Genomic DNA, 14,267 nt, shown 5'->3' with positions numbered 1-14,267 from the left:
CTCCACCTGACGGGCAGCCCGAGCTCCGCGCCGCGAAGCAATCATCGGGCGTATGAATTCTTATGATAAATCAATACAGTGCCGCGCTGCGGGCGACGGGCCCCGGACCACGAGGAGGCAAACCGAATGGAACTTTCCCCAAGCGATGTGGAGCAGTTCATCGAGCGTGGATTCGTCCGGCTGGACCAGGCGTTTCCCCGCGAGCTGGCGGACGCGTGCCGCGAGCTGCTCTGGCGCGACACGGGCTGTGCCCCGGACAATCCGGCCACCTGGAAGCAGCCAGTCATCCGGCTCGGGGACTATGCGCAGGAGCCCTTCCGGCTGGCGGCGAACACGCCCCGGCTGCGAGGCGCGTTCGACCAGTTGGTGGGCCCCGGACGCTGGCTCCCTCGCGGCAGCCTGGGCACCTTCCCCGTGCGCTTTCCCAGCCCGGACGCACCTGGAGACGACGGCTGGCATGTCGATGCCAGCTTCCCAGGTGACGACCCGAGTTCATTTTTCTCCTGGCGGGTGAATGTGGCGTCGAAAGGCCGCGCCCTGCTGATGCTCTTCCTCTGCTCCGACGTGGGCGAGGACGACGCCCCCACCCGCATCCGCGTGGGCTCCCACCGGGACGTCGCCCGCGTGTTGGCCCCTGCGGGAGACGCGGGGTTGACGTTCATGGAGCTGGCCGGGAAGTTGGACGTGTCGGCCCACCGGCCGCTCGCGCTCGCCACGGGAGAGGCCGGCACCGTGTACCTGTGCCACCCCTTCCTGGTCCATGCCGCCCAGCCGCACCAGGGAACCCGGCCGCGCTTCATGGCCCAGCCGCCGCTCCTGTCCCGCGCGCCCTTCGCGGTGCAGGGCCCGGAGGACGACGCCTCGCCGGTAGCGCGCGCCATCCGGCAGGCGCTGGAGGAAACGCGCGCGTAGCCCGCGCGCGCCCCGCGGCGCTACTTCCTGGCGCGCTGACGCTGACGCTTGAGGCTCTCCAGCTGTCGCTTGGCCCGGTCCTGCGCGGCTTCCACCTGGGACTGCGCCGCCGCGGGCCCCTGCCGCGCGAACCGCGCCAGGGTGCTGATGGTGGGGTGCTCCAGCAGCTTCAGCAGGGGCAGGTCCTGTCCCAGCACCGACTTGAGCTGGGTGTGCACCTGCACCATCAGGAGCGAGTGGCCGCCCAGGTCGAAGAAGTTGTCGTGCACGCCCACCTCCTCCACACGGAGGACGCTGCGCCACACCTGGGCAATCTGCTCCTCCAGCTGCCCCTGCGGCGCCACGAAGGCCGCTTTCGCGGAGCGCACCACGTTCGGCGCGGGCAGGGCCTTGCGGTCCACCTTGCCATTGGGCGTCAGCGGGAGCGCCGGCAGCTCCATGACGAGCGACGGAACCATGTGCTCCGGCAACCGCTGAGCCAGGGCGTCGCGCAGCGCGGACACCTCCACGGTGGCGCCCTGCGCGGGCACCACGTAGGCCACGAGCCGCACGTCGCCGGGCACATCCTCGCGCGCCACCACCACCGCCTCGCGCACCGAGGGCTGGGCGGTGAGCGCCGCCTCGATTTCCCCTGCCTCGATGCGGAAGCCACGCACCTTGAGCTGATGGTCCACGCGGCCGAGGAACTCCATGGTGCCGTCGGGACGCCACCGCGCGCGGTCCCCCGTGCGGTACAGCCGGGCCCCGGGCTCACGGGCCCAGGCATCCGGAATGAAGCGCTCCGCCGTCAGCTCGGGCCGGCCCAGGTAGCCACGCACCACGCCCGCGCCGCCGATGTACAGCTCACCCGCCACGCCCACCGGCGCCGGCTGCAGCCGTGCGTCGAGGACGTACAAGCACGTGCGCAGCAGCGGCGTGCCGATGGAGACGACGGCCGCCGTCTCCTCCGGGGCCACGCGCGCCGTGGAGGACCAGATGGTCGTCTCCGTGGGGCCGTACATGTTGAGCAGCTCGGCGGATTCCGGCAGCGCCTTGCGCAGGGACGCGGCCAACGCGCCCGGAAGGGCCTCGCCGCCCACCATCAGCCGTTGCAGGCCGCCCAGCGCCTCGACGGACTCTGGCTCGGACAGCAGCGCGCGCGCCAGGGACGGCGTGCACTGCAGGTGCGTCACTCCGTGCTCGCGGAGCTGCTCGGGAATCGTCTTCGCCGTGCCCGCGCGGCGGCTGTCCCGCACGCAGCGCTGCCGCACCTCGTCCAGCAGCGGCAGGCTGGCCAGCACCGTGTCGGCGGGAATGCCGAAGTCGATGAGGCAGCCCACCTCGTCCACGCCCAGGGCCTGGAGCTGCCCGACGCGCTCGCGCACCGAACGCGGCGTGCCGAACAGGCCGCTCGTCTCGAAGTAGCGGTCGAAGGCATGGCCGGCGAGCCGGTCCAGGTCCGCCTCCGTGGCCGAATCCATGTCGATGCCCAGCGTGCTCCCCAGGCCCCGCATCAGGTCGGCCGAGCTCTTGAGGTAGTTGCGGAAGGGCTGCTCCACCACCTCGCGCACCTTCGCCATGTCCTCGCCGATGAAGGTGTGCAGCATGAGGGTGACGTGGCCCTCGCCCGCGTGGCCCGCGTCGCGCCAGGCCTGACGGTAGAGGGACAGCTTCTTCTCCAGGTCCTCCCACGTCTGCCCCAGCAGGTGCGTGAGGATGTTGCACCCCAGCCGGCCCGCGGTGATGAACGTCTCCGGGTTGCCCGCGGCGGTGAGCCACACAGGCAGCTCCGCCTGCACGGGACGGGGGCGCAGCTTCACATCCACCTGCGCGCCGCCGCCGCCCGGGAAGCGCACCGTCTCCCCGCGCCACAGCCGGCGCACGGTGTCGATGCCTTCCATCATCAGCTCGCGGCGCTTCTCGTATTTCTCCGGCGCGAAGACGAAGTCATTGGCGTGCCAGCCGGAAGCGACGGAGATGCCCACGCGCCCGCCGGACAGGTTGTCCACCAGGGACCACTCCTCCGCCACGCGCACGGGATGGTGGAGTGGCAACACCACGCTGCCTGCGCGGATGGCCACGCGCTTCGTCACCGTGGCGACAGCCGCGCCCACCACGGAGGGATTGGGGTACAGGCCGCCGAAGGCGTGGAAGTGGCGCTCCGGCGTCCACACCGCCGCGAAGCCGTGGGTGTCCGCGAACTTCGCGCCCTCCAGCAACAGCCGGTAGCTGCTCTCCCCGCGCGACACCTCCGCGTCATCCGCGAAGTAGAACAGGCTGAAGTCCATGGGGCGCTTCCGGGCCCCCGCGGCGCGAGCGGGCGCCTTGAGTGAGGCCCCCTCCCCTTGCACCACCACCTTGAAGCCGCGGGTGAGCGTCCACAGCAACTCCAGGACGGAGATGTCGAAGGAGATGCTGGTGACGGCCAACCAGGCGCCCGTGGGCGAGTGGCCCACGCGCACGTCCATGGCGGCGAAGAAGTTGGCCACGCCCCCGTGCGGCACCACCACGCCCTTGGGCCGTCCCGTGGAGCCCGACGTGTAGATGACATACGCCGCGTTGTCGGGCGTGGTCCTCAGGGCCAGCGGTGACGCTGGCGTCGCGGCGTAGGGCTCCGCCGTATCCAGCAGCACGGGGTGCAGGCCGGCCACGGGCAGCGTCCCCGCCAGATGGGACTGCGTGACGAGCACGCGCGCGCCCGAGTCCTCCAGCATGTACGTGAGCCGCTCGCGGGGATAGTCCGGGTCCAGGGGCACGTAGGCGCCGCCCGCCTCGAGGATGCCGAGCATCCCCGCCACCATCTCCACCGAGCGCTCGGCGCACAGGCCCACGCGCACCTCGGGGCCCACGCCCAGGCCTCTCAGGTGCAAGGCCAGCGCGGACGCACGGCGCGCCAGCGCCGCGTAGGTGAGCGTCCCGTCCTCGGCGACCACCGCCACAGCGTCGGGCGTGCGGGCGGCCTGCTCACGGAACTGCGCGTGGATGCAGTGCGAAGCGTCCTGGGAGAGCGGCGCCGTGAAGTCGTTCCAGCGCTCCAGCAGTGAACGGCGCTCCGCCTCGTCGAGCAGCGGCAGGTCCTCCACGCGCGCGTCCGGAGCAGCGACGATGCCCCTCAGCAACGCCTCCAGGTGTCCCGCGAGCCGCGCCATCGTCTCCGCCGAGAAGAGGTCCGAGCGGTACTCCAGCGCGCCCTCCAGCCCTCGCGGCGTCTCCACGACGGCGAGCTGCAGGTCGAACTTCGCCGTGCCCTCCACCGCGCCGTCCGGCACGGGCAGCACCGGGCGCCACTGCATGCCCGGCACGTCCATGTCCACCGGTGGCAGGCTCTCCAACACCAGGTTCGCCTGGAACAGCGGGTTGTCGCCGCCACGGACCGCGCGCGACGCGCCCACCACTTCCTCGAAGGGCAGGTCCGCGTGCGCCAGGGCCTCGTGGAACGTGTGGCGCATGCGGCCCAGCAGCTCCCGGAAACGGGGCGCGCCCGACACGTCCGCGCGGAGCACCAGCGTGCTGGCGAAGAACCCCACCACGTCACGCAGCTCGGCCCGGTCCCGCTGCGCGAAGATGGTGCCCAGGCCGAAGTCGTCCTGACCGCTATAGCGGTGCAGCAGCGCCGCCCAGGCCGCCGCCAGCGTGACGAAGAAGGTGCAGCCCTCGCTCCGGCCCACCGCCTTGAGCGAATCCACCAGCTCGGCCGGCAGCGCGAAACGGTGGAGCGCGCCGCGGAAGCCCGGCTCCCGGGGACGCGGGAAGTCCGTGGGCAACTCCAAGCGCGGCAGGTTCTCCAGCTTCCGCGCCCAGTAGGCACGCTGCCCGTCCAGCGCGCCGCCCAGCCCGCGCTGCCAACGCGCGTAGTCCACGTACTGCAAGGCGGGCGCGCCCAGCGACGCGGCGGCGCCAGCCACCTCCGCGCGGTACAGCGCGGCCAGCTCCCGGGCCAGGACGCCAATGGACCAGCCATCGGTGACGATGTGGTGCTGGGTCATCAGAAGCACGTGCTCCTGGTCCTCCAGCGCCACCAGCGCCGCGCGCACCAGCAGGCCCTCTGACAGATTGAAGGGGGCCTCGCCCCGGGCCCGGGCCAACTGATTCAGCCGCGCGTCACGCTCGGCGGGCGACAGCGCCCGCAGGTCCTCGCGGGCCACATCCAGCGGACGCAGGGGCGGCAGGAGCTGGCGCGGCTGGCCCTCCACTTCGGGGAAGGCCGCGCGCAGCACCACGTGACGCGACAGGAGCCCTTGCAGCGCACGCTCCAGCGCGGGCACGTCCAGCGCCCCGGAGAGCCGGAGCTGGAAGTGGACGTTGTACAGCGCGCTCTCCGGCACCAGCCGGTCCAGGAACCACAGGCGCTGCTGACCGGGAGACAGCGGCAGCTCGCCATCCAGCGCACCGGCCTTCAGCGGCGGCGCGGCGGGCGCGGCGGAGCCCTTCCACGCGTCCACCAGATGCGCGGCGGCGGCTCCCAGCGTCGGGTGCTGCCAGAGGAAGGCCACGGGCAGCGACACACCGAGTTCCTCTTCCAGCCGGCCGTGCAGCTCCAGCGCCATCAGCGAATCGAGCCCCAGGCTGGCCAGCGACGTCTCCGGCGCCAGGGACGCGGGCGCCGTGCGCAGTACCCGCGCGGCCTCCAGGCGGAGGAAGTCCACCAGCAGCGCCGGACGGGCCTCCTCGGACGCCAGGGCCAGGCGCTCGCGCAGGGGCGCGGACGGCGTGGAAGGCACGGCCTCCGGCACCGGAGCGGCCTCCTCGCCCGACACCTCCACCACCTCCAGCGAGCCCGCCAGGAAGCCATCACGACAGGCGCGGCGCTGAATCTTCCCGCTCGACGTCTTCGGAATGCTCCGAGCCTGGAGCAGCACCACCGTGTGCGCATGCACCTGGTGCTCATCGGCGAGCGCGCGGCGCAGCGCGCCCACCACCGCCGCGCCGTCGAAGCCTTCGCGCACGTCGACCTCGGAGACCACCACCAGCCGCTCCTCCCCCTCCACATCCACGGAGAAGGCGGCGCTGCAGCCGGGACGCACCGCGCGGTGCGCGCGCTCCGCGGTCATCTCCAGGTCCTGCGGATACAGGTTCCGGCCCCGGACGATGAGCAGATCCTTGAGACGGCCGGTGATGAAGAGCTCGCCCTCCGGCGACAGGAAGGCCAGGTCACCGGTGCGGAGGAAGGGCCCCTCTCCGTTGGCGAGCCGCGCACCGAAGGCATGCGCCGTCTCCTCCGGACGATCCCAATACCCACCCGCCACGCTGGGGCCAGCGACCCAGACCTCACCCACCTCGTTCGAGGCCCGAGGAATCCGCGTCTCCGGGTCCACGATGAGCAGCCGCTGGTCCGGCGCGCCCTGACCGGAGGACACCAGCGTACGCGCCGTGGGCCCCTCCGCCGCGTCGGACGCGGGCTTCGCGCGCCCCAGCTCCAGCGAGCCGGTGTCGTAGCGCTCCTGCACACAAGGCGTTCCCTTCACGCCGCCGCTGACGATGAGCGTCGCCTCTGCCAGGCCGTAGCAGGGATAGAAGGCCTCGCGCCGGAAGCCAGCGGGCGCGAACGTCTCCGCGAAGCGTTCCATCGTCTCGCGCCGCACGGGCTCCGCGCCGTTGAAGGCCAGGTCCCAGTGGCTCAAATCCAGACGGGCCACGTCTTCGGCGCGGGCCTTTCGCGCGCACAGGTCGTACGCGAAGTTGGGTCCACCACTGCACGTCCCCTTGAAATGAGAGACGGCCTCCAGCCAGCGCAAGGGCCGCTGAAGGAACGCGATGGGCGACATCAGCACGCACGGGAAGCCCAGGTAGAGCGGCTGCAACACCTTTCCGATGAGCCCCATGTCATGGAACATGGGCAGCCAGCCCACGCCCACCGAGCGCTCCGCCTGCAACCCGAAGTCACGCGTAATCAACGACTCGTTGTGGAGGATGTTGGCGTGGCTGACCTTGACGCCCTTCGGGTTGCCCGTGGAACCCGACGTGTATTGCAGGAAGGCCAGCGACTCGGACGTCAGGTCCGGGCGCTTCCAGTCCGCGGCCTCGGCTTCCGGCACCGCGTCACTGGCAATCCACTGCAATTCAGCCAGCTCGGGAGCCTGCGGCGTGAGGAACTCCGCCATCTCCTGGATGGTGCTCGTCGTCAGCACGTAGCGCGCGCCACAGTCCCGGGCGATGGCGCGAAGGCGCGGCAGCGTGCGATCCAACCGCGTGGGGTCCGGCGGGTAACACGGCACGGCGATGACACCGCCATACAGACAGCCCATGAAGCCCGCGACGAACTCCAGGCCGGGCGGGTAGAGCAGCAGCGCCCGCTCCCCCTGCGCCCCCAGGGCACGCAGCCGAGCCCCCAGCGACCGCGCCCGTGAATCCAGCCGCCGGTAGGTCCACTCCTCCACCGGGCCGTCCACGTCTCCCGTCTCCAGGAAGCGATACAACAGCGCGTCGCCTTGGGACTCGGCGCGTTGACACAACACGTCCACCAGGGTGGGGAAACGGTGAGCTCGCGGCTCGATGTGCTCGGTCATGTCTTCTCCTGCGCTGGACACGGCCCGGGTTGACACGCGGCCACGACATCCGGCTGAGCACGGAGAACCCCCCGGCAAACATCTTCCGGCCAAGGCCCCCCGAGCCAACATGCCGCTTCACCCGGAAGAGGAAGCACGCTCGGACCTCGCTTGAGCCCGCCCCCTTGATACAGCGCAGCTTGTGCCACCGACATTGCCTGCTTGTCCATATAAACGATAAGAACGATTATTACAGCGATAGCGGTTCCTGATAAAAAGAACGTGGTATCCAGGTAGACGTCCTGGCCTTGCTCACGAAGACTCTAGCCATGCATCTGACACCGAGCGGCGCACGCCCGCGGAAGGCCCGCTGACGGCATGGCATTCTCAAGCAGGAACGTCGTCACGAACCCTGCCCGGGTCTTCAGTCTCATCTGGCTGGGTCAGCTCATCTCATCGCTGGGGACGGGCCTCACCCAGTTCTCGGTGGGTGTCTACGTCTACCAAAACAGCGACTCCGTCACGGAGTACTCGCTGGCGTCGTTCTTCGGGTTCCTCCCGATGGTGCTGCTCGCGCCCGTCGCGGGCTCCATGGTGGACCGCAGCAACCGTCAGCGGGTGATGCTGCTGGCGGACCTGGGCGCGATGACAGCCATCGGGTTGATGTGGTGCCTTGTCGCGGCGGACCGCGCCGGGCTGTGGCCCCTTCAAAACTGGCACTTCTATCCCCCCCTGGCGATGAGCGCCGCCTTCAGCACCTTCCGCGTCCTGGCCTTCTCCACGACCACGCCCCTGCTGGTCTCCAAGCAGAACCTGGGCCGGGCCAACGGCATGGTGGAACTGGCCATGAGCGCGGGCCAGCTCCTGGGACCCGCGCTGGCGGGCGTGCTGGTGGTGCGCATCGGCTTGCAAGGCGTGCTGCTCATCGACATGGCGACCTTCCTCTTCGCCGTGGCCACGCTGCTGAGCGTGCGCATCCCCCAGCCCGAACCAGACGCCGCGCGGACCGAGGCCAGGAAGTCGCTGTGGACGGACATCGCGCTGGGCTGGCGCTTCATCCGCGAGCGCACCGGCCTGCTCGGACTGCTGGGCTTCAGCTCCGCCGTCAACCTGATCACCGTGCTGGTGACGGTGCTCATCACCCCGCTGGTGTTGAGCTTCACGGACCCGACGACGCTGGGCCTGGTGGTGTCCTGCTCCGGCGTCGGCATGGTGGCGGGTGGAATCACCATGGGCGTCTGGGGCGGCCCGAAGCGGCGCATCCGGGGCGTGCTGGGCGCGGAGCTCGTCGCGGGCGTGGCCTTGCTGGCCGCGGCGCTCCCCGCCAGCGTGTTCGTCGTCGCCTGCGCCGCCTTCGTGTTCATGTTCACCGCGCCGGTGGCCATGGGCTGCTCGCAGGCCATCTGGCAGAGCAAGGTGCCTCCCGCCATCCAGGGACGGGTGTTCGCCACGCGCCGGATGCTCGCGCTGGTCGCCCCGCCCATCGCCGCACTGCTCGCGGGCCCGTTGACGGACAAGGTCTTCGACCCCTGGATGGCGCCGGACGGCGCCCTGGCCAACACCTTCGGCCAGGTGCTGGGCACCGGCCCGGGTCGAGGCATCGCCCTGCTCTACGTCGTCCTGGGCCTCCTGCTGGCGGGCTGCGTCGTGCTGACCGCGTCCTCCCCACGCGTGCGCGGCGTGGAAGACGAGCTCCCAGACGCGCTGCTGCCCCAGGGTATCCCCGCGGCGCAACAGCAAGCCTGAGCCGCCGCGGCGCGTCCGCTGGTCAACGCTTCGCACCTGGCAGTGCCGTCAGGTTATTCCTGTTTTACTGACTGCCGTACAGTCCTTGCGGCTCCGGCCCCCGGAGCCAAGGCCTCCGCCCGCCCCAGGCGCGGCGCGCCCGAGAAACCCTCGACCGCAAGGAGCACAAGCATGTCCGGCAAGTTCGTGTCACGCAGTCTAGCCCTGCTGGGAATCTGTGGGGGCCTGAGCGCCCTGGGAGGCTGTGGCGACGCCGAGCCAATGCCCGCCGCCCTCGAACCGGTGGGCCAGGTGGAAGGCGCCGCCATTGTCGACACCATCACCGAAGGCACCTACGTCATCCGCTCGGTGATGACGAACAAGTGCATCGACGTCGCCTCGTCGAGCACGGCGGACGGCGCCAAGGTGCAGCAATGGGATTGCAACGGCACGAATGCGCAGCGCTTCCGCGTCACGCCCACGTCCGGGGGCTACTTCAGCATCATCAACGTGAACAGCAACAAGGCGCTCGACATCAAGGAGGTGAGCACCGCGCCGAACGCGCTGGTCCACCAATGGAGTTACGGGGGCGGAGCGAACCAGCAGTTCCGCTTCGTGAAGGAAGTGGGCAGCGAGTTCAGCATCCGCGCGCGTCACACGGACATGGCCATTGACGTGTACTGGGGCAACACGGCCAACGGCACGGAGCTGGTGCAGTACCCCTACGAGCAGCGCACGAATCAGCGCTGGACGCTTGACCGCATCGACGGGGGCGGTGGCAACCCCGGCACGGGGCTGGCCGCCATCCTGAGCGAGTCCACGTTCAACGCCATGTTCCCGAACCGGAACCCCTTCTACACGTACAGCAGCCTCATCGCCGCCGCGAACACCTTCCCGGCCTTCGCCAACACGGGCTCACTGGAGACGCGCAAGCGCGAGGTGGCGGCCTTCTTCGCCAACACGGCCCATGAGACGGGCAACTACGTGTACGTGGAGGAAATCAATCGCGGTGACTACTGCGGCTCATGGGGTCCACCGGGCTGCTACTGCGTCGCGGGCAAGAAGTACTACGGACGTGGGCCCATCCAGTTGTCCTGGAATGGCAACTACTGCGCCGCCGGCGCCGCGCTGGGGCTGCCGCTTCACACCAACCCGGACCTGCTGGCCCAGGACGCCAACGCCGCGTGGCGCTCCGCGTTCTGGTTCTGGACCACGCAGGCCGGCGCCGGAACCATGTCCGCGCACCGCGCCATGGTCGACGGCTATGGCTTCGGTGAGACCATCCGCACCATCAATGGCTCGCTGGAGTGCAATGGTGGCAACCCGGGCCAGGTGCAGAGCCGCATCAACAACTATCAGCACTTCACCAACATGCTCGGCGTGAGCCCTGGCGGCAACCTGGGCTGCTGACCCGCGTCACCAAGGTGGGGATGGATCGCACCTCCACCTCACGCCGAACGCCGGGCGGCCTCCTGTTCCAGGCCGCCCGGCTCCAGCACCTCGCCCCGGCAGCACCCGCGTCCGGAACCGGGCAGCCCCCTGCCCCGTCTCCCGAAGGAACGCGCTGCCGCGCCTGACGGCGCTCCCCGCGTCGGCCGCGCTCCCGGAACGTCCCCCCGAGCCGCCCTGGGTTGCATCGGACAACGCCAGCATCCGCCCCGAAGTGTGCAGTTGAGGGATGGGTCTGTCTTTACCACCTGGGTGGTATGGGCAACGCGCGCCAGAACTCCTGAACAGTCCGTGTCTCGCGAAGCCCCCGCGCCTCTCCGGCTGGCATGGCAGGGGACCACGCAGTGCATCACAACATCAGACACTGAAGCAGGGTGTCTTCGCAGACGCCGAGTCCGCGACGACCTGCGCCGTTGGCAAACCTGACTCGTCCACGCCAACGAATGGAGCCCAGGTGCATTGACTCCACTGTCTGCATTACCGTCCATGCACATACCACCCGGGAGGTACAGACACGCGGCGCGCCTGCCAGGAACCATTTGGGTGGCGCAGATGCATGTTTCCGTCGAACTCACCAGTGCGGCTCCGAAGGATCACATGCGCGCACGTATTGAGCGCGTCCACGGAAACTTCCGATGAGGAGTCAGGATGGGAATTCCAACACGAGACGAGGACGTCGCATTGCATGCGCGCATCCTCCAGCGAGAGTCGGTGGCGAACGTGGACGCGTTTGCGGTCTTCGTCGACCCCATCATCGCGGCCGTGAAGTACGCCCGAGGCTGCACCCACGAAATGGCCCGGGACGCCGCCATCGACGTGTTGCTCGACTACCTCGAGGCCCCCGAGCGCTTTGATCCGCAGCGAGGTCGCCTGTTCTCCTACCTGGCGCAATCCGCGAAGAACACCGTCACTGACTGGCAGCGCTCGGCGACGAGGCGCCAGGCGCGCGAAGAAAAATTCGGCCTCCTTTTCGAACTTCTGGGGAGGTCTCCGAATGACTGTTTGGAGCAATCCGCGGAGGTGAAGCGCGTCGTGGAACGCATCGAACAATCCGACCTGTCCCAGGTGGACCGCGCGTTCCTCGGACTCATGCTCCAGGGAGAACGGTCGACCCAGCGGTTCGCCGAGGTCCTCGGCCTGGGGGCGCTCCCCGCAGTCGACATCCAGCGCGAAGTGAAGCGCAACCGTGACCGCATCATGAAGTGGCTGGTGCGCTTTGGAAGGGAGGTTTTCGGTGACGAATCCTGATTGGCTTGAGACTGCGGCCAGGCGGAGCACAGAGAAAGCCTGGATGCTTGGCCATGCGTTCGAGCGTTACCGCGCGATTGAAGGCATCACCACCACGGACCTCGCGAACGAACTGGGTTGCTCGCTGGAAGCGCTTCACTGGCTGTCCCTCTGCCGACGTCCCGTTGGCGCTTCTTTTGCCAGGCAGACCATCGCGGTCGCTCAGCGCTTCGCGGTCAACGAGCGGGTCCTGGTCCGAGTGCTTCGACACGTCGAGGTCATCGACGCCCTGACCTCCGACAACGAAGGCGAGGCGGTGACCGGCGCCAGTCGCATCCAAATCGCGGCGAGGGACCGCATTCGTGACGATGAGGAGACTCCATGATGGGTCGTTGGCTGGATGAGGCCATGGCCATCAGTGGGCTCCAGGAGTGCACCTCCTATCCACGCGACCTGGCCGTAGAGGCCCCCTACCAACTGTCCGTGGAGACGGTGCCCATCCCCAGGCTCACGACAGCGCACGTGGCGGCGTGGACATCGAAGCGGAAGGTTCCGCACCCCATCTCCGACGCCCACCGGGAAATCTACGGATGCATGGTCGCCTGGAAAGGGAGCGCCCTGCTCTTCCACGACACGGGTGACTCGGAGGATGAACAGCGCTTCACCGTGGCACATGAGGTCGCGCACTTCGTGCTCGACCACGTGATTCCCCGCGAGCGAGCCCTGCGCTACTTCGGAGAAGGAATCCTCCCCGTCCTCGACGGAAAGCGAAACCCAAGCCTGGAGGAAAGACTGTCCTCGGTTTTCGGGCAGGTCCCACTGGGCGTCCAGGTCAAGCTCATGGACAGGACCCCATCCGGGCACCTGGCCTCTGGAGCCATTGCGGAAGCCGAACGGCGTGCCGACCGGCTGGCGCTCGAGTTCCTCGCGCCAGCAGAGCTCGTGCGGCGGATGCTCCGTATCACCCCGGGAGAAGACGGCGTCCTGCGGGTGGCCCGCCGCTTCGGTCTCCCTGAAGACAAGGCCAGGGCCCATGCCCGCGCGCTCATGCGACAGGAGCGCGCCCAGCGATTCTCCATCATCGAATTTCTTGGCGAAGACAGGAGCTAGGCATGGCGGGTGGTTTTCACGCCGAAGACGGAGCGGACCTCGTCGGTGACGACGACTTCTTCGACGCGTTTGGAGAGGATCTGCTGACGACGCTCAACCTCGACACATGGTCGCAGGGGCTCGACCTGGCAAGCGTCATGGCGCGGTTCCGAAAGGAAATCGCCAGTGCCGTGGACAAGGAGGGCGTCGTGAAGAAGATCATCCGGCAACAAGTCCTTCCGAAAATCTCCGCGAACTCTCGCGGGGGTGCCAAGGAGGCTGGGGTCTACAGGGCCACGCCCGAAGAATTGGCCACGGTCCATCAGAGCCTGCTCTTCTCCGGGAAGGTGGAGGCCGTCAACAGCATCTCGACGAGCCACGAGAGCCTTCCAATTGGAATCACCCAGATTGGAATCGCCGCGGTGGGTTACGGAGGGACGAGCGGAACCTTTTCTCAGCGGCTGTTCCGGAAGGAGATGTCGGACCAGCGTTCGAATCCAGTTCAAGAGGCACTCGCGTGCATCAACCAGCGGATGGACAGGTCGGCCAGTCCTAACGAGAGGTCGCTTTCCAAACTGGCGCGTCGCGGTATCAAGACCTACGCCGAACGGGCCGTGCTCGTGGACAAGTCCGAAGCGGAGTGGCGTATCGGGCATGGCAATCCATGCGCTTACGAACTGATTACGGGCTCGGGCTACATGAGCCTCCTGCGCGAATCCATCAATGTGCTCAGGCGTCTCATCCTCCAGCAGAAGAAGTTCGTGTTCGTTCCGAGCACCCTCGAGGAGCGGGGCATCCTGACCATCGGTCATGCGCTCCAGGCTGGCGAGTACGTCATCTTCGAAACGCTCGAGCGCTTTGGGAGGCGGGTCATCGAGCAATGGAAGTACGGGGACCGCAGCCAGAACTTCGCGGCGAGGTTCGTGCAGGAATGCTGCCCCGAAGTCATCTCCGGTGTGTTTCGCGCATCCGAGCGAACCCCTCCCCGCTCATTCTATGCGCATCGCGACCACGTCCACCTCGCGGCGCGAGTCGCCATGGCGGACAGCATCCTCCGACCCGAGCGGGGATTCCCCATGCTGCTCGATGTCGCGGAAGCGTCGTGCCGGAGTGCCTTCGGTGAGGATGGGTTCATGGGCCTCGTGCATGACGCCTATGCCCAGGCAGGAGCCAACCTCGAGTTCTTCAACGAGCACAGCAAGCGCCAATAGGCCAGGGGGACCATGAACATGGCTGACGACGGCAGGGGGCAACGCGCGCCGGGTGCCGGGACTTTCCGGGGGCAACCCACCGCAGCAGGACCGGCTGCGACCCGGTCTGGTGGCGTGTCGGAGGATCCAGGCAATTGGGGCGATCCACCGCCCGGTCACCGCGTGGCGAGGCCCACCAACCCTCCCCCAC

Annotated in this window: 8 protein-coding genes; 7 read left to right on the top strand and 1 reads right to left on the bottom strand. The window is 68.6% G+C overall.

The window, feature by feature from the left end:
- Positions 1-126: 126 nt before the first annotated feature.
- Positions 127-912 carry a phytanoyl-CoA dioxygenase family protein gene (locus FL344_RS16840; protein WP_141619249.1) on the top strand — a complete coding sequence of 262 codons (786 nt, stop codon included), beginning with the start codon at positions 127-129 and terminating at the stop codon, positions 910-912.
- A 20-nt stretch (positions 913-932) separates the two neighbouring features.
- On the opposite strand, the gene FL344_RS16835 is transcribed toward FL344_RS16840, so the two are convergent.
- Positions 933-7,397, bottom strand: a complete 6,465-nt coding sequence (locus tag FL344_RS16835; RefSeq protein WP_141619248.1) for a MupA/Atu3671 family FMN-dependent luciferase-like monooxygenase — start codon at positions 7,395-7,397, stop codon at positions 933-935.
- Positions 7,398-7,754: 357 nt separating this feature from the next.
- On the opposite strand from FL344_RS16835, the gene FL344_RS16830 reads away from it, so the two are divergent.
- From FL344_RS16830 to FL344_RS16805, 6 genes are all read left to right on the top strand, one after another.
- Positions 7,755-9,122: an MFS transporter gene (locus FL344_RS16830; protein ID WP_141592147.1), complete on the top strand. Its 1,368-nt coding sequence runs from the start codon at positions 7,755-7,757 to the stop codon at positions 9,120-9,122.
- Positions 9,123-9,293: 171 nt separating this feature from the next.
- The gene (locus FL344_RS16825; RefSeq protein ID WP_141619247.1) at positions 9,294-10,511 is read left to right on the top strand and encodes a glycoside hydrolase family 19 protein; all 1,218 of its coding nucleotides are present in this window, start codon (positions 9,294-9,296) and stop codon (positions 10,509-10,511) included.
- Between the two features lie 750 nt (positions 10,512-11,261).
- Positions 11,262-11,798, top strand: a complete 537-nt coding sequence (locus FL344_RS16820; RefSeq protein ID WP_228565113.1) for an RNA polymerase sigma factor — start codon at positions 11,262-11,264, stop codon at positions 11,796-11,798.
- 43 nt (positions 11,799-11,841) lie between these two features.
- On the top strand, positions 11,842-12,162 hold the full coding sequence (locus FL344_RS16815) for a hypothetical protein (RefSeq protein WP_141592161.1): 321 nt from the start codon (positions 11,842-11,844) through the stop codon (positions 12,160-12,162).
- Positions 12,159-12,887 (top strand): ImmA/IrrE family metallo-endopeptidase, encoded by a 729-nt coding sequence (locus tag FL344_RS16810; RefSeq protein ID WP_141619245.1) that lies wholly within the window; start codon positions 12,159-12,161, stop codon positions 12,885-12,887. The genes FL344_RS16815 and FL344_RS16810 overlap by 4 nt, the downstream gene beginning before the upstream one ends.
- 2 nt (positions 12,888-12,889) lie before the next feature.
- On the top strand, positions 12,890-14,077 hold the full coding sequence (locus tag FL344_RS16805) for a hypothetical protein (RefSeq protein ID WP_141619244.1): 1,188 nt from the start codon (positions 12,890-12,892) through the stop codon (positions 14,075-14,077).
- Positions 14,078-14,267 lie beyond the last annotated feature (190 nt).

The sequence above is a fragment of the Myxococcus sp. AB036A genome (genome assembly GCF_006547355.1).
GTDB classification, from domain to species: domain Bacteria; phylum Myxococcota; class Myxococcia; order Myxococcales; family Myxococcaceae; genus Myxococcus; species Myxococcus virescens.
This window is presented reverse-complemented; position numbering and strand designations above follow the sequence as displayed.